This is a genomic window from Chloracidobacterium sp., assembly GCA_025057975.1.
Classification (GTDB): domain Bacteria; phylum Acidobacteriota; class Blastocatellia; order Chloracidobacteriales; family Chloracidobacteriaceae; genus Chloracidobacterium.
In genome coordinates, this window is the sequence record JANWUV010000010.1 from 109,786 (window position 1) to 125,391 (window position 15,606).

At 60.6% G+C, this 15,606-nt stretch carries 14 protein-coding genes; 5 read left to right on the top strand and 9 right to left on the bottom strand.

The window, feature by feature from the left end; translation table 11 throughout:
• Positions 1 to 1,197: a geranylgeranyl diphosphate reductase gene (locus tag NZ585_10375; GenBank protein MCS7080436.1), complete on the bottom strand. Its 1,197-nt coding sequence runs from the start codon at positions 1,195 to 1,197 to the stop codon at positions 1 to 3.
• 444 nt (positions 1,198 to 1,641) lie between these two features.
• The gene (locus NZ585_10380) at positions 1,642 to 3,027 is read right to left on the bottom strand and encodes a BCD family MFS transporter (GenBank protein ID MCS7080437.1); all 1,386 of its coding nucleotides are present in this window, start codon (positions 3,025 to 3,027) and stop codon (positions 1,642 to 1,644) included.
• 307 nt (positions 3,028 to 3,334) lie between these two features.
• On the opposite strand from NZ585_10380, the gene NZ585_10385 reads away from it, so the two are divergent.
• Both NZ585_10385 and NZ585_10390 read left to right on the top strand, forming a co-directional pair.
• Positions 3,335 to 3,628 (top strand): MoaD/ThiS family protein, encoded by a 294-nt coding sequence (locus tag NZ585_10385; GenBank protein MCS7080438.1) that lies wholly within the window; start codon positions 3,335 to 3,337, stop codon positions 3,626 to 3,628.
• A gap of 10 nt (positions 3,629 to 3,638) precedes the next feature.
• On the top strand, positions 3,639 to 4,388 hold the full coding sequence (locus tag NZ585_10390; GenBank protein MCS7080439.1) for a DUF1684 domain-containing protein: 750 nt from the start codon (positions 3,639 to 3,641) through the stop codon (positions 4,386 to 4,388).
• Positions 4,389 to 4,487: 99 nt separating this feature from the next.
• On the opposite strand, the gene folP is transcribed toward NZ585_10390, so the two are convergent.
• Entirely contained in the window at positions 4,488 to 5,396 is a 909-nt protein-coding gene (gene folP, locus NZ585_10395; protein MCS7080440.1) for a dihydropteroate synthase, read from the bottom strand.
• Between the two features lie 84 nt (positions 5,397 to 5,480).
• Here folP and NZ585_10400 point away from each other — a divergent pair, with 84 nt between their 5' ends.
• Both NZ585_10400 and NZ585_10405 read left to right on the top strand, forming a co-directional pair.
• Positions 5,481 to 6,275, top strand: a complete 795-nt coding sequence (locus NZ585_10400; protein ID MCS7080441.1) for an ABC transporter permease — start codon at positions 5,481 to 5,483, stop codon at positions 6,273 to 6,275.
• Positions 6,247 to 7,296 carry a hypothetical protein gene (locus NZ585_10405; GenBank protein ID MCS7080442.1) on the top strand — a complete coding sequence of 350 codons (1,050 nt, stop codon included), beginning with the start codon at positions 6,247 to 6,249 and terminating at the stop codon, positions 7,294 to 7,296. The genes NZ585_10400 and NZ585_10405 overlap by 29 nt, the downstream gene beginning before the upstream one ends.
• A gap of 4 nt (positions 7,297 to 7,300) precedes the next feature.
• Here NZ585_10405 and NZ585_10410 read toward each other — a convergent pair whose 3' ends face one another.
• The 4 genes from NZ585_10410 to NZ585_10425 all read right to left on the bottom strand — a co-directional run bounded on the left by NZ585_10410 (position 7,301) and on the right by NZ585_10425 (position 12,874).
• The gene (locus NZ585_10410; protein MCS7080443.1) at positions 7,301 to 8,944 is read right to left on the bottom strand and encodes an HD domain-containing protein; all 1,644 of its coding nucleotides are present in this window, start codon (positions 8,942 to 8,944) and stop codon (positions 7,301 to 7,303) included.
• Between the two features lie 126 nt (positions 8,945 to 9,070).
• Positions 9,071 to 9,934, bottom strand: a complete 864-nt coding sequence (mutM, locus tag NZ585_10415; GenBank protein MCS7080444.1) for a bifunctional DNA-formamidopyrimidine glycosylase/DNA-(apurinic or apyrimidinic site) lyase — start codon at positions 9,932 to 9,934, stop codon at positions 9,071 to 9,073.
• 5 nt (positions 9,935 to 9,939) lie between these two features.
• Positions 9,940 to 12,057 (bottom strand): hypothetical protein, encoded by a 2,118-nt coding sequence (locus NZ585_10420; protein MCS7080445.1) that lies wholly within the window; start codon positions 12,055 to 12,057, stop codon positions 9,940 to 9,942.
• A 94-nt stretch (positions 12,058 to 12,151) separates the two neighbouring features.
• Entirely contained in the window at positions 12,152 to 12,874 is a 723-nt protein-coding gene (locus NZ585_10425) for an SDR family oxidoreductase (GenBank protein ID MCS7080446.1), read from the bottom strand.
• Between the two features lie 91 nt (positions 12,875 to 12,965).
• On the opposite strand from NZ585_10425, the gene NZ585_10430 reads away from it, so the two are divergent.
• Positions 12,966 to 13,169 (top strand): hypothetical protein, encoded by a 204-nt coding sequence (locus tag NZ585_10430; GenBank protein MCS7080447.1) that lies wholly within the window; start codon positions 12,966 to 12,968, stop codon positions 13,167 to 13,169.
• A gap of 150 nt (positions 13,170 to 13,319) precedes the next feature.
• Here the strand turns inward: NZ585_10430 and NZ585_10435 are convergent, their stop codons facing one another.
• A complete protein-coding gene (locus tag NZ585_10435) occupies positions 13,320 to 14,270 on the bottom strand; it encodes a universal stress protein (protein ID MCS7080448.1) in 951 nt (316 codons plus the stop codon).
• A 126-nt stretch (positions 14,271 to 14,396) separates the two neighbouring features.
• Positions 14,397 to 15,302 (bottom strand): ferritin-like domain-containing protein, encoded by a 906-nt coding sequence (locus tag NZ585_10440; protein ID MCS7080449.1) that lies wholly within the window; start codon positions 15,300 to 15,302, stop codon positions 14,397 to 14,399.
• Between the last annotated feature and the right edge of the window lie 304 nt (positions 15,303 to 15,606).

Sequence of the window (15,606 nt, forward strand, 5' to 3'; positions counted from 1 at the left end):
CTACACGGGCGCGGTGTGAAGTTGCGATGGACGATACAGCCCCAGCAGCGCTCGCGTGAGGTGGTAAAAGTTTTTACTCATAATGCGAACGCCATCGAGCAGCGGCATGCGGACCAAGGTTTTGTACATGTAGGACTGAAATGTTAAGTCCTGCACCCCCCGGTCGCGGCAAATCGCCACGAACGCTTCCCGCCGCGCGTCATTCTTGTAGTACAAGTTTTGCATCAGCTCTAGGAAACGGAACGTCGCGCCGTACTTTTTCAGAAAAGCCTTTTGATAGGCGCGATAGAGCTTTTCTGCGCGCAGGTCATGACGGCATTCCAGCAGCGCTTGCGCGGCCATTTCGCCGCTCTTCATCGCATAAAAGATGCCTTCCCCTGAACTGGACGCCACCAGCCCGGCGGCGTCGCCGACCAAAGCGACGCGATGCGCCACCCATCGGTCGTAAGGACGCAGTGGAATAGGCGCACCTTCGCGCAGGGTTGGGCGCTCCTCAATACCAAGGTGGCGCTTGAACGCCTCCAGATGGGCCTTGAGGTTGGCGTTGCGAATTGCCGTCCCAGTGCCAATCGCGACATGGTCGGCTTTGGGAAAAACCCACCCGTAGAAGTCAGGCGAGTAGCGTCCATCGTAGTAAATCGCGCAGCGTTCATTGAGTCGCCGCGCGGTTTCGGTATGGAGCGCAAATCGCTCCTGAATGGCCGCAGCGACCAAACCGCCTTTGTGTAAGCCGAACGTGCGGGCGACAAGGGAATTAGCGCCGTCGGCTCCGATGATGGCGTCAGCGACCAACGTTTGACGCGCCCCGTGCGTGGTGGTGTAGGTGACGGTGGCGCCGCGTTCGGTGGCATCCACGCCCTCGACCCGCCCCTCAATGACAAGCGCCCCAAGGTCGCCGGCGCGTTGGCGCAGAAAGGCGTCGAATGCCTCGCGGCACACCATACCAACATAGCCGTTCTGGATGGTCATCGTAACGGCGCGTCCCGACGGCGCGTACACAGCGACCGCCGAGACGCGGCGCTGAATCAGCCGTTCGGGAATGTCGAAATCCCGCACCAGCACCGGCGGAATTGCGCCGCCACAGGGCTTGATGCGCGAAAAACTTTTCTCAATGAGCACCGTTTCTACACCGGCACGCGCCAGTGTAGCCGCCGCCGTAGACCCGCCCGGCCCGCCGCCGCAGACAATTACCCGCATAGACTTCAACCCTCCCACACGACAGGTCCGATGTTGACCGGGCAGGCCAAGCATCGTTTTTTCTTCGGCAAAACCAAGCCGCGTTTTGGCGCAACGTGTGTAACGCTACAGAGAAAACCCACCAAAAAGCGCAACGTAGCTCCAACCATCCCCGCTCAACAAGGACACGCGGCTTCCCCCACCCCAGTAAAGATTCAATTTGCAGGGAAGGAAGCGTCTGCTTGCTGCGTCCCCACTCAACAAGGACACGCTCCTCCCTGCAAACCTTGCCGCACTTCCCCACGAAGCGCGGCTTATTTCCGTCAATCAATTTGCAGGGAAGGAAGCGTCTGCTTGCTGCGTCCCCACTCAACAAGGACACGCTCCTCCCTGCAAACTTGGCCGTACCGGTGACGCCGGCCACAACGGTACGGACTTCATCTCGTTGTCAAATCCGCGCCAACGCTATGAGCCGGCGCTCACGGCGTCGGCTAGTCGCTCGACACCTCGGCGTTCGTCCCGCTGCTCCGGTTGCGGCGTCGTCCGCCCCATCAGCAGCAACAAACAGACGGTGGCGATCAACGCCAAGGCTTCCAGCGCAAACACGCCTTGGTAGGCGAGGCTGAGGCGTCCCGTGACGACCTCCAGCCCGGCGCGTCCGACCCCGGCCGTCAAACCGGCGACGCCCTGCGCCAGCGCCTGGGCAATGCCCCACACGCCTAGGTAGGTGGCGGCTTGTCCCGGACGAGTCATGTCCATCATCATGGACAAGGCCCCGACGGCGAAAATCCCATTCCCCATGCCCAACGTAAACACGCCGATCCGCAGGGTGTCCGCCCCTAGGTCGCCGGCTGCAATCACCAGCCCCAATCCCAACGTACTCAAAGTCGCGCCCATCAGCGCCATCTGTTTCCGCGAAAGCCGCCGGGCTAGGACAAAGCCAGCAAACAGCATCGAAATCAGCGTCGCGCTGCCCCACGTCGGTTGCAGGCGTGTTGTGTCGGCCAGCGACATCTGAAGCACCTGTGCGCCGTACGGCTCCAGCAGCACATCCTGCGCATTGACGCCGAAGATGCCGAGCGCGATGACGGCGAAGAAAATCTTTGAATCTCGGTCGGCGGTCATAACGGCGATGGTTTCGCGCAACGTCGGCGGCTTGTCGTCTTCCGTCGCCGAGGCTTGATGGCGCGGCTCCATACCGATGACGGCGGCGGCTACTAAGATCACGGACAGCCCAACAACGGTGTAGAACAACCGCCGGAGCACTTGGTCGAGCGCAGCGGCGTCCAGTGCGGTGACATCCGTGGAGAGCTTCGACAGATTCAGATCAAAAAACTTGGCGATGACGATGCCGGTCGCCACAATCCCAAACGCCACCATCATGAACCACGCGACGGAAATCGTCCGCGCCCGCTGTGTTCCCGAAAGGTCGCTCATCAGTGCCAGATACGGCACGGACGCCGTATTGAGTCCCAACCCCCAGAGCGCAAAGGCGAGACCACAGGCGACGCCGCCCCATACCGGCTGGGTGCGCATCCACTGCGCGGCGTGAAGAATCAGGAGCAATGACCCGAAGGCAACCAGCATGCCGCCGATGATGTACGGTGTCCGCCGGTAGCCCCACAGCGGCTTGGTGTCTGAAGCGTAGCCAGCCAGCGTCCGCATCGGACATACAACGTAGTGCGCGCAAACAAAGACACCCACCAACGCCGCATTGATTTGCCACTCGCTAATCATGACGCGATTGAGCACGCCGAAGACGAGCAGGGCATTCATGCCGATCGTCACATTGAGCAGACCCAATCGAATCGCGCCAAGTAGGGACAAAGATGGGACGGTTGGGGATGACATATGCACTCGCCTTGGCTGGGGGATTCAGCTCACCTAGTACCAACCTACTTTCAACGCGGCGCAAGTCAAAGCGTAAAAATGTATCTTTCGAGACAAAACCTTCGGCGACGACAGGCAAGCCGCCTGCTAACTTGCAGTCGCTCGCTTTCAGTCGCTCGCTTTGCGGAAGGCGTGGCGGTGGAAAGAAAAGGGTCGAGCGCGGACTTGAGTCGTGGCAAGCCTTGACGTAAGAAGGAATTACGCCGGGCCTCACTCCGGCGGGCGCTGCGTCCTCAATACTTGCGTTGCCTGCGGAGTCTTTCGACCTATGGCTGTCACCATCGAACTCTCTTCGGTGTATCTTCCCCTGACGGACAACACGCGCACTGTGTCGGTTGAAGCGAGCACGGTCGGCGAAGCGTTACGGAAGCTGACTGACAAGTACGCCAAGCTCAGCAAAGAGATTTACAACGGGCGCGGGTTGCGGCAGCCGACCGTCAGCATTTATGTCAACAGCCGTGACATCAATACCCTTGAGGACATTAACACTCGCCTTGAGAACGGCGACGTTGTCACGGTTGTCCCATCGGTGGGATGGAAACGGCCTTACGGCACGGTCTAGACAGAAAGGTATGGGTGTGCTCGGCTCAACGGCGGGGCGGCGGCACACAACCGGTAGCAGGGTGGGGCGTCTGTGCGCCGTCGGCATGTTGGCGGTTGTTTCCGGTTGCGCGCCGGATGCGCCGCGTCCCATGCCGCCGAGGTTACCGCCGCCTGCCACGGCGGAGGCCGGGGCAGGTGGTACGCCGACCAATCCGCTGGATGATCCACGCGCTCCAGTGGAGGTCGTAGAGCGCGCCGTCCAAGCCCAGCGCCAAATCAAAGATCAGGCCTTCAAGGTGGGCAAGGACTCGCCGCTGCCGGCCAATCGCCGCGCCGCCTTTCAGGGGCTGAATTATTTCCCTTTCGACGCCCGGTATCGTTTTGTCGTCAAGCTTGAGCCATGTCCGAAAGCGGATGTGATTGAGACGGCGACGACGCGCGCGGACGACGCGCGCCGCTACCGCTGTGCGGGCGTGTTTCGGTTCACAGTGGACGGCGTCGCCTGTTCGTTGTTGGCGCTGACGCCGGACATCGGTGTTCCCGATGCGGCAACCGACTTGTTTATTCCATTTCGTGACGCTACTTCGGGACGGGAAACCTACGCCGCTGGACGCTACTTGCAGCTCAAGCGACGCGGCGCGGACGCGGAGTACGTCCTCGACTTCAACCAGGCGTTTAACCCCTACTGCGCATACGGCGGCGAGTACAGTTGCCCCTTGCCGCCGCCAGAAAACCATCTGCCGGTAGCCATCCGGGCTGGGGAGAAGTCGCCGTCATAGGCGAAACCGTCCACAGCAAAGCTAGAGGCTTTCCACAGATTTGGTACTAACGCCGTTTTCAGCAGGACGTGCGACAGCCCAGAGCGCGGACTCAAGCGCTTATGGTGTAGAAAAACGCTCCAATACGGCCCGCCGAACAGCGTCCGCCATGGCAATGCACTCCCGCATTGCCGCGACATCGTGAACCCGTACAATGTGCGCCCCGCCTACGATCGCCACGGTCACACTTGCCGCTGTACCCAACAGGCGGTCGGCCGGATTTGGTTTCCCGGTCACCATGCCGATGAACGACTTGCGTGACGGCCCAACCAGCAGCGGTCGGCCCAATGCGGCCAGGCGCGGCAGGACGCCCAGCAGCAGTAAGTTGTCCTCTACAGTTTTACCGAAGCCGAGACCCGGATCTAGCACCACACAGTCCGGGTCAATGCCGGCGGTTCGCGCCACGAAGAGGCTGCGGTGAAAGCTCGCTTCAACCTCCGCCAGAATGTCCGCCGTTGGGGAAAGCCCGTGGAGCGCTCCGGGTCGGCCACGACTGTGCATCAGCACCACGCCTGCGCCATAGCGCGCGACCACCTCCGGCATCCGGGCGTCAAACCGAAAGCCGGAAATGTCATTGACAATCGCCGCCCCGGCCTTGAGCGCTGCCTCGGCGACGGAAGCTTTGTAGGTGTCAATCGAAATTGGGACGCTGACCGTCCCCGCCAGCGCTTCAATCACCGGCAGCACCCGCGCCATTTCTTCGGACGCTTCCACGGTTTGTGCGCCCGGACGAGTGGATTCGCCGCCGACATCCACAATGTCGGCGCCTTCTTCAACCAAGCGCCTTCCGTGCGCGACGGCGGCTTCAATCGTTGTGTACCGCCCACCGTCCGAAAATGAATCCGGCGTCACATTGAGAATGCCCATAACGCGCGTTGCAGTGCCCAACGCCAGCGTATGTCCGGCGCATTTCCAAACAAACGATTGACGTGCAGCAAGGGAACAGGCGGCGATGGCGGCGGACTGCATCAGCTTGCGGTGGCTTCGGTTGCAGGAATAATCTGGCGCAAGTAAACGCTTTGGCCACGGGCGATCAACCTGTGGGGGACGGCCATGAAACAGATTTTCGTCGTGGCGCTCAACACATTCCGAGAGTCCGTCCGCGACAAAGTGCTCTACAACTTGGTTGTCGCGGTGCTTATCCTCATCGCCGCCTCATTGTTCATTGGCGAGTTGTCCATCAATCAGGAACGCAAGGCGATGGTGGATTTGGGGCTAAGCACGCTCCTGCTGTTTGGCTACCTTATCGCCGTCTTCATTGGAACGGGCTTGGTGTACAAGGAAATCGAGCGGCGTACAATCTACACGGTGTTGGCCAAGCCCCTACACCGCTATGAGTTCATCTTAGGGAAGTTTCTCGGCCTGTCCGCCACCTTGCTGGTCAACTGCACGGTCATGGTGATCGCCTTGATACTGGCGCTGTTGTATGTCCGTCGGCCGAATGATCCCTCTCCGTTTGGTATTCTGCCAGCGGCGTTTCTGTTGTACGTCGAGTTACTACTGGCGACGGCGCTTGCGCTGTTGTTTTCATCGTTCACTACGCCGGCGTTGGCGACATTCTTCAGCATTGTGAGTTATCTGGCGTGTAACTTCACCCCTGACCTTAAGCTCTTCGCCGATGTGTTGAACGTTGAGGCGTATCCGTCGCTGCGCGTCACCCAAGTTATTCTCTGGACGCTCTACTACACACTTCCCAACCTGCACAACTTCAACTTCATCACCCGCACCGCTCACGGAATTCCCATTACGGGCGTCCAGTTTGGCCTCGCCTGTCTGTACGGCGTGGTGTACTTGAGCATTCTTCTGTCCCTCACGATCTATGTCTTCGAGCGACGGAACTTCAAATGACCGACGAACGGCGACCGCCGCGCGGTGGCGGGCGTACCTCTGCTGGGGCGTCATCGGTATTGGCGTCGCCTGCTTATACCCGCTTCAAGTACAGATGGATGCGACTTTTCGCGCCAACCGCGCTATCGAAGAAACACTCTACATCCGGTCGGGGGAAACTGTCCGGCGGTTATGCTTCGGATTTGAAGGTGTGGTCTCTGACCTCTACTGGATTCGAACAGTGCAGTATTTTGGGCGCAAGCTCGGCGGCGGACTGACCGGTGAAGGGGCGGTGGATTTTTCCAAGCTTTCCAAAGACGACATGCCGTTGCTGGAGCCGATGCTCAACATCACGACGACGGTGGACCCCAACTTCGTCGCCGCGTACCGCACCGGCGCGATTTTTTTGGCTGAGTTCGACTATGACGCGGCGCTGGCGCTCCTGCGCAAAGGCATTGCTGTTCAGACCGACCGCCGGACGCTGTTTCGGATGTGGTCGGATTACGGAGCTATCTGCTGGCGGGCGAAGCGGTATGAGGCGTGCGCCGAAGCCTATCAGCGCGCGTCCGAGTTAGCCCTCAGCTCCAACGACCGGGATTGGACAGCTATGATGGCTGGCGCGGCTAGAACGCGCGGCGGTGACCGGCGAACTTCGTACCTCCTGCTTCAGCGGCTGCGTGACGAAGCCGAGCATGAGGGCGCACGGCTTGGCGCGGAATGGCGGCTCCAGCAACTGATGTCGCTGGACGAGCGAGACTTTCTCACACGAATGATTGCGCTGTTTCGGCAGGAAAACGGGCGCAATCCGGCGAACTTCGCTGAACTGTACCCGCTTGTTGTGGCGCACCGCCACGAAGCCTACGACACGCTGGGGCGACCGCTGGCGCTGTTCCACGGGGATTTCGCCAAACGCTACGGACGCTATGACCATGTACCACTTGATCCAAGCGGCGTTCCCTATCGCTACGATCCGGTGCGGGGTTGCGTCGGATTGGGGACAGAATCACGAGTAGCGCGTGACTTGGAGGAAGCCTGTCCCTAGTCCATCACAAAACGACCGGGTCCATCGAGACCGTTTGTGGCGCGACCGGAACAGTAGTTTCATCATCGGCGGTTTGGCTAACCGGTTGAGCCAGTTGCAGCCGGCGGGCTTCCGCCTCGGCGCGTTTGCGTTGACTGGGAATGAACTCGTTCATCACAAACTGTTTCAGCGCAGCGACGACCTGTGGATCGAACTTGGTGCCGGTGCTTTCGTCAATCAACTCCAGCACTTCCTCAATCGGCATTGGTTCGCGGTAGTGTCGCTTGTGCGTCAGCGCGTCAAAGAAGTCGGCGACGGCGATGATGCGCGCGCCCAGCGGAATTTCATCTCCCTTCAAGCCGAAGGGGTAGCCGCTGCCGTCGAGATTTTCGTGGTGTCCGGCGGCGACCAACGGTAAATCCTGCATATCGCGCGTAAAGTGAATCTTCGAAAGAATGTCGTAAGTGTTTTTGGCGTGGTCGCGCATGTGGGCGTATTCTTCAGGCGTCAGTTTGCCCGGCTTGCACAAGATTGCCTCGCGCGTCCCAATCTTGCCGTAGTCATGCAGTAGGCCTGCGTAGTAAATGCGCCGCCGTTCGGCCTCCGGTAGGTTCATGTACTTGGCAATCGCCCGCGAGTAGCGGGCCACCCGCGCCGAATGCCCCGCCGTTAGGTCATCGCGCGCGTCAATCGAGGCCGCCAGCGTCGTGATAAAGCTCTGGAACGTGATTTTTTGCTCCTCCAGCAGGTAAATGTTTTCCAGCGCTAACCCGGCCTGCCGCGAGACGGCCATCAAAAACTCCAACTCTTCGTCTTCAAAGGTTTTCTTGGTCGTCAAGTTGTCGAGGTAGCAAACACCCCACGTCCGAGTGGAAGAACTGATCGGCGCGCACATGACCGACCGAATGGATTGGAAGATAATGCTTTGCTGGCTAGCGAAACGGGCGTCATTGCGGGCGTCTAGACACAACTCAGCAACGTTCGCTTCATAGACCCGGCGGACGATGGTTTGACTCGGCGACACATGCGCGGCGTCACCGTTGCGCACACGCGCCGCCTGCTGGCGTAGGGTGTTGTCTTTCGGGTCGGCCAGCAAAATCACGCCGCGTTCGGCCGGCAAGACGTCAAACAACAGCTTCAGCAGCTTTTCAGCTAGCTCTTCGCGCGTCGTCACGGTTAGGATGGCGCTGGTAATCTCATAAAGGGCCTTCAGCCGGCTAACCATCACCGCATTGGTCAGCTGGGCGGCGCGGATCAGCGACGTGTTGAGGTAGCGCGTCTGCGAGTGGTCAATGACCGACATGACCTGGTGCGGTTCAGGGACGTTGGCGGCCGCATTTTGGTTGACATACTCAAAGGTCATTTCCGTGCCGGCCAGCTTGCGTCCCAACGCAATCCGGTCGCCGCTGTGCAGCCGCGCCTCCGGCACGCGCTGGTCATTGACATACGTCGCTCCTGTGCTGCTTCGGTCAATCAGCGTGGCGTGGAGACCGTCGAACCGAAGTTCGACATGCAGGCGTGAGACGTAAGGGTCGTCAACTTGCAAGTCGTTGTCAGCCAAGCGACCAATGCGGAAAACCGGCTTGCTTAGCGCCAGAACAACTTCTTTGCCAGTTGCGTCCCGATACTTAAGCGTTCCCCACGCCGTGTCGGCGGCATGCTGATCCATAACAAAGCACCCTGTCGTCTAAACCGTTCCCGAACTTCGCGCTTCCAGCTCAAAGCGCGCGTCTAGCACACGCTAAATCCACACTAAAGGAGCAAAAGAAACATTACGTACACTCACGGTAGCACGTCAACGTTGGGCTTGTCGCGTCGGCCTAGCGTATGGGGGCTGGCACTTCGGACAAAAGTAGGTTGAACGCTGGCCCTGACGGATGCGCACAATAGGCGTGTCACAACGGATGCAGGGTTGACCTTCCCGGTCATACACCAGCAGGGCCTCGGCGTAAGCTGCGCCAAAGTACTGGCCGGCGATGCTTTCCGGGTTGACGTCTATCGTGCCGCCAGCCTCAATAGCGGTTTCCAGCAGAATCCGAATCACCTCCCACAGGTCTTTGACTGTCGCCTTGGGGATAGCATTGGCCGGCGTCTGGGGGTGCACGCCGACGGCGAACAGCGCCTCCGCCGCGTAGATGTTCCCTAACCCGGCGACGCGCTTCTGATCGAGCAACACCTCTTTGATGGGACGCTGGGTGCTAGCCAGCACGCGCTGCAAGTAGGTCGGCGTAAAATCCGGGCCGAGCGGTTCCGGGGCCAGGTCACGCAATTCCTTGAGCTGATCCAGTTCGGCCGTCCGCGCCAAACGCATAACGGCAAAATGACGTTGGTCTTGGAACGCCAGTCGCCGGTCGTTGTCAAGGTCAAAGACCGCGTGAATGAATTTCGGCAGGGTGGCGTCAGGCGCAACAAACAGAAAGCGCCCAGACATCCGCAGGTGGACGACCATCGTATGGGCGTTGTCAAGGTGAAAGAGAAGATACTTGCCGCGTCGCCCGACGCCAGTAAAGGCGGCGCCGCGTACGCCTGCGACAAACGCTTCCACCACCTGCGGCGCGACAAGGCGCGAACGGGTGACCTCTGCGCGGACAATTCGTCGTCCATGGAGATGCGACTGCAAGGCGCGCGCCACGCCTTCTACTTCAGGCAGTTCCGGCATCGCGGTTACTGGTTCGACGCCGTGGCGGTCAGTGCCGGAAGGGTTACAATCATCACGCCCGACGTGACCGAACCGGCGTACATCCGCCCGGTTGTAAAGGGATCGAACGCCGCCGCCCACATCCGGCGCCCCGGTAGTTCGGCCCGCCAATCAAGGCGATAAAAAAGCTGTCCACCATTGACCGAAAGGTACAGGCCTCCGCCCTGCGCATCGCCAACTAGCACCTCATCGGCGTTGCGTGGGTTGAACCGAATCACGGCAATGTCACCAAAACCGATGCCGCGCGCCAATCGTTCCCAGCTTTTGCCGCCGTCGTAGCTTACGTAGGCCGTCCGGCGCGTCCCGACCAAGATCACCTCCGGCTGGCGCGGATGGATGGCGATTTCCTGCACACAGGTGGCGTCTTTGGCAGCCTGCATCGGCAGGGCCGCGCGCTCCCATGTTGCGCCGCCGTCCCGACTGACCAGCAAACCGTCGGAAACGCCGGCCAGCACAACATCCGAGTTCCGAGGCGATACGGCGACGGAAAAAACCCGTCCGCGGTAGGTTCCAAGGCGAATCTTCTCCCAGCCTTTCACCGGATTGTCCGTACGGAACAAGCCGTCCCAGGCGGCGGCGTAGAGCCAACCGTCGCCGGTCGAGGCTAGTTCAACCACGTGTCCCTTCAACCGCTGCCGCAGAACGGTTCGACGAGCAGTTAGGCGTGCCGCCGGGCGACCTTTGACGGATGGGCGCGTGCGTGGAACCAGAGACGTCGCCGCCGGTCGCCGACCACCCGGCGCGACCGGCGTCGGTTTCCAGTCAGCGGGTGGATTGGCGGGTTGCCAGAGGCCGCCGCTGTTGTCTGTAAAAAATACGCCGTCGTTGGTGGCGGCGTAGAGACGCCGCGAGTCGCCGACAGGCGCATGCAGACCGTACACATCGCGCGCGCCAAGGCCCTGCGAGGCGGGCTGCCACGTATGCCCCAGATCGGTGGAGACATAGACGCCGCCTTCCGCCCCGTTGAACATCACCGAGGCGAAGATGCGCCCGCGCTGCATGCTGTCGGCTAGCAGTCCTGAAATCCGCCGCGTAACGAAACCATTGTTGGAGGGACGGAAAGTCATCCCGCCGTCTTCGCTGATGAGGACGCCGCGATTTTCCGTCCCAACAATCACGCGATCCGGCGCGGTGGGATGAATGCGAATCTCGTTGATGGTGGTCGTGGACGGAAGCACCTGCCGCCACGTGTCGCCACCGTCAGTGGTGCGCCACAGCCCCTCGGTCGTCCCAGCGAAAATTTCCTTCTCGCGCGTCGGATGGGGGAAAATGACGTGCGTCCGGCGTGCGCTATAGGGAATGCCTTTGAACTTCGTCCAGTTGCGGCCACCGTCCAAGCTGCGGTAGATGCCGCTACACGCGCTGCAATACACTCGTTCGGGGTCAAAGGCGTCAATGGCGATGCTGAAGATGTCGGAGTCCTCAATGAGCTTGGAAGCTTCACCGTGGATGAAGGTCCAGTTCTTGCCGCCGTCAGTGGTCTTCCACGGGAGATACCATGTTCCGACATACACTGTATCGGGACTGCGCGGATCAATCGCCACGGACTCAATGTTGCGGAGGCCGCTGTGACCAGCCGGCGACAGCCGCTCCCACGTCTCGCCCCCGTCAGTGGAACGAAATGCGCCGGTAAGTGTTCCAGCGACCAAAATTCGCGCATCACTTGGCGCCATGGCGAGCGCACGCACCGACGCCTGCTTGAAGACTTCGCGCCAGGTCCGGCCGCCGTCGGTGGATTTGTACACGCCGCCCTCCTGGTCGTTCTCAAGCATCCAGACGGCAGCGTAAAGCGTATCCGTCGCCGTCGGGTCAATCAGAATACTTTCCACAATGTACTGTGAGCGATTGAAGCTCGGTAGCCACCGCCAAGTTTGCGCCCCGTCGGTCGTGGCGTAGATTTGTCCATCCGCCGTACCGATAAACAGGCGCTGGGGATTGGTCGGGTCCTGCGCCAACGCGCGCACCGTCCCGCCGAAAGGGCCGGTGACTTTCCATTCGACTTGCTCAGCCAAGATGGAAGTCAACAGCGGGGTTTCGGCAACGACTGCGTGGGTGTGAGCCGGCGCTGCCAACCCGACAAGCAAGGCGCAAGGTAAAAGAAGGAGGGCGAACAACCTTTTCATTTTCTTGCTTTTGAACAAAGGAATCGCAGTTTTTACATAAAGTCGCGCGAGCATATCACGTCTCAGTTGGCGGCGTCAGCCGGTCGAGTGGAAGTCCAAGGCGATAACCAGCGTCCACAAAAAGTGTTTCTCCGGTCACGGCGTCGGCCTGCAGCAAATACAGGAGCGCCTGCGTGATGTCGTCCGGCGTCACACCTCGGCGCGCTGCGGTAAAGTCAACCCGTCCCGGCGCAATGGCGTTGACTTGAACCACTGGCGCAAGGGCTTTCGCCATGCTTTCGGTTAGCATGATGAGACCGGCCTTGGAGACGTTGTAGTGGATATAGTCCGTCCACGGTCGGACGCCACCGACACAGGCTATGTTGATGATTTTGCCGCGTCCCTGCGCCGTCATCAGGGCGGCGGCCCGGCGCGCACACCAAAAGGGCGCCGTCAGGTTGACGGCGAGGGTTTGTTCCCAGTCGGCGTCGGTGAGTTCGAGAAACGGACGGCGCTCAAAAACGGCGGCGTTGTTGACGAGAATGTGCAGCGCGCCAAAGCGGTTTTTGACGGCCTCAAACAGAGCCTCCACGTCGGAGGCGCGGCGCAAGTCGGCGGAAAAAACTTCGACGACGGCGCCGGCTGTGCGCAGTTCAGCCGCCAGCGCCTCAGCCGCCGCGTGGGAGGTGTGGCAGTGAAGCGCGACGTGGACGCCGTGCGCTGCAAGCGCGCGCGCCATAGCAGCGCCCAAACGCCGCGCGCCACCCGTCACCAACGCGATGCTCTCGGCCAGTTGCATCGTTGCTTCTTGCAGTACGGTTCATTTGGGCGAACAGGTCTGGCTATGGCATTGTGCTTCTAGCCGATCCCGCCGCGGCAAGGCTACGTTGATGTCGCTAGAAAAGAAACCACGTCGTCCGTTGGTTGCTTGGGCGCTGCCAGCGTTTTTCGTGGCGGTAGGTACGTGGTACATCGCCGAGTGGGCGATGACGCCGCCGCATACGCCGACCTTTCGGGTGCTCCTTGGCGTCGTGCTACTACTGTACGGCGGAGTGCGGCTCATCAACCTACGACGCTTCCTGCGCAGTGGATAGTGTGCTCCTCAGGCCGCTGTACTTCGCTTCCTCATAAAAACGGCATCCGTGGAAGGCAGGCGTCCGCCGCCCGCGGATGTTTTCCCAAACGTCTGCAGGCGGCAGGCAGGCATCTAGAGCAGGCAAAAGCGCGATACTCCACGCCGGCGACTAGGCTTCGGTGGTGTCCGGTGGGACAACAAGCACCGGGCAGGTCATTTCACGAATCACACGCTCAACGTGATGCCCAAGCGGTTGCCCGGAGCTGCGATCGCCACAACCCATCACAATCACGTCAGCTTCAATTTCTTGAGCGACTTGCAAGGTGGCCTCATACGCGCGACCGTCACAGAGCCGCGCTTCAAACTGGACGCCCGCCGCCGCTGCTTCCGCCGCCAACTCCTCAAAACGGGCTTCGGCGTTACGGCGCACCAGCGCCACAGCATCGTCCTCGCCCGGTTTGGCGCGCATCGGAAAGTAGCCTAGAACGACGTGGACGGCATGCAACCCTGTTACTTTCGCGCCGTACTCTTTCGCCAGCGCGAAGGTCATGCGTTTGGCGGCGTCAGTCAGGGGGTGGAAATCCGTGGCAAAGAGAATGCGGTTAAGGGCGATCGTTGTTTCAGAACCTTTGTAATACACAAAGTCACGTGACGGCGGGCGGGCGACAAGCGTTGGACATGGGACACTTTCCAGCACCGTCAAGGCCGTTGAGCCGATCAACGGGCGCGTTAGAAAGCCTCGGCGCTGGGTTGCCATCACAAGCAATGAAACGTCTTTTTCCTTGACGACACGCAGAATTTCGGTCGCTGGCTCGCCTTCAGCCAGCATCGCGTGGGCATCGAGACCCTGAAGGACTTCATGTTGAAGCATTTCCTCTAGCTCGCGGCGAATGCCCACCAGCCACTCATAGCCGTTTTCCGCCAACGCACGTTCGGAAAGGCGCAGCGCCTGCGCCGGCAGCGAGGCGTTTTGGACATTGAGCAGCGTCACTCGCCCACCGCTGTGCCGCGCAAAAGCGGCGGCGTACTTCAGCAAGCTGCGCGACAGGGGAGAGAAATCGGTGGCAAAGAGGACGTGTTTGAACATGGCGTCGAAGTCGGATTCAACCGGCGGTGACACAGCCGTACGAATCCTCCCCGTACGGGGTTGAGCAACGGCATGACGGCCAATCCAGCGTAGCGCACCCAACCGTCCTACGCCTATCGGAAAAATCGCCGGGAGACGCCGTCTCAACCCCCACCGACGCTACGCCGCTTGTGCCTGCGGCTGCCACAGGCTTTCTACAGCGCGGCGCGCATCCGCCGCCAAGCGGCCCAACAACGAATCGCTTCCCAACGGTCGCCCGTCGAGGATGCGCCGCACATCTTCACGAACCTGTTCGCGCAGCCGCGCCGACGACAGAATGGTTTCCACCAACTGCCATCGCGCCCCTAGCAAGGGTAGGGGGTTGGCGGCCCGCAAAAATTGTCCAACGACATAAGGAAGTTGGCGCTCGACAGGCAGTTCGCGGGCGATGTCCACAATGCGCCGCAGGCGGCGCAGCGGTGCGCCCGGCATGATGTCCAGCGAGGTTTCGTAGGCGGCTTGCTCAATGACTTCAAACTTCGCCTGCGCCCGCCGCACTTCCGCTTCGCGGCCCTCGGCTTTGAGCCGCGCCAGTTGTTCGTTGCCCCACCGAACATGCCCGGCTTCTTCATTCTTGATCTGATTGAGCAGTTTGAAGGCCTTGCTTTCTTTGGGCAACGTAGAAACGTGCAGGGCGAAGCTGAACAACCCGCGCTTCTCTGTCACGTTGAGCGCAGCCAGCAGTTCAACTTCATCTAGTTGGTTGGGGTCGCTGCTCGCCGTCGCCAGCGCGGCAAACTCGTCTACATACTTGACGCCGAGCGGCGGGCGCGGCGCGTCGCCCAAATCCGTCATGATGTCGGCGATCATTGCCGCGTGGCGGAATTCGTCGTCTGCATGGTGGACTAGCGCCTCGGCGAGCTGCGGATTGGTCGCTTCTGTGCGGGTCGCCAGCGCGGCGATGCCCTCCGCGCCATGGTATTCCGAGTAGTAGTAGAGGTTCATCGTCGCCCAATGCAGGTCAGGATCGGCGACAATGCGCGCGAAGACCTGACGCATGGCGGCTTCCTGACGAGTAGCTGACATGCAACTTCTCCCAAAACCGGCGGGAATGTGTTTTCTGGGGGATGATGGTCGTACTGTAAATCACCGGCGGCGACTTGAAAACCCATGCGGCAAGGCACGCCTGCTATACGCGACGCAGCGCCTGTTCACAGCGGTGTAGTCCACTCAAAAGCACAACAACGATGGGTGGGAACAGCAGACCGTCGCGCAACGCATCAAAGGCAGGGAACGGCGTCCCATCCGGCTGATTGACGAGAAGGCCAATCCCATAGCCAAGGGCAAGCGCCGTCCCATAGCCGCCAATGAGCGCAGCAACCGCAGCACT

What these genes read in the sequence shown, in the direction of transcription:
- mutM (MCS7080444.1), bottom strand. Translation starts at nt 9,934, where the DNA reads ATGCCGGAACTGCCTGAAGTAGAAGGCGTGGCGCGCGCCTTGCAGTCG.
- NZ585_10385 (MCS7080438.1), top strand. Translation starts at nt 3,335, where the DNA reads ATGGCTGTCACCATCGAACTCTCTTCGGTGTATCTTCCCCTGACGGAC.
- NZ585_10425 (MCS7080446.1), bottom strand. Translation starts at nt 12,874, where the DNA reads ATGCAACTGGCCGAGAGCATCGCGTTGGTGACGGGTGGCGCGCGGCGT.
- NZ585_10400 (MCS7080441.1), top strand. Translation starts at nt 5,481, where the DNA reads ATGAAACAGATTTTCGTCGTGGCGCTCAACACATTCCGAGAGTCCGTC.
- NZ585_10380 (MCS7080437.1), bottom strand. Translation starts at nt 3,027, where the DNA reads ATGTCATCCCCAACCGTCCCATCTTTGTCCCTACTTGGCGCGATTCGA.
- folP (MCS7080440.1), bottom strand. Translation starts at nt 5,396, where the DNA reads ATGCAGTCCGCCGCCATCGCCGCCTGTTCCCTTGCTGCACGTCAATCG.
- NZ585_10390 (MCS7080439.1), top strand. Translation starts at nt 3,639, where the DNA reads ATGGGTGTGCTCGGCTCAACGGCGGGGCGGCGGCACACAACCGGTAGC.
- NZ585_10375 (MCS7080436.1), bottom strand. Translation starts at nt 1,197, where the DNA reads ATGCGGGTAATTGTCTGCGGCGGCGGGCCGGGCGGGTCTACGGCGGCG.
- NZ585_10410 (MCS7080443.1), bottom strand. Translation starts at nt 8,944, where the DNA reads ATGGATCAGCATGCCGCCGACACGGCGTGGGGAACGCTTAAGTATCGG.
- NZ585_10440 (MCS7080449.1), bottom strand. Translation starts at nt 15,302, where the DNA reads ATGTCAGCTACTCGTCAGGAAGCCGCCATGCGTCAGGTCTTCGCGCGC.
- NZ585_10430 (MCS7080447.1), top strand. Translation starts at nt 12,966, where the DNA reads ATGTCGCTAGAAAAGAAACCACGTCGTCCGTTGGTTGCTTGGGCGCTG.
- NZ585_10405 (MCS7080442.1), top strand. Translation starts at nt 6,247, where the DNA reads ATGTCTTCGAGCGACGGAACTTCAAATGACCGACGAACGGCGACCGCC.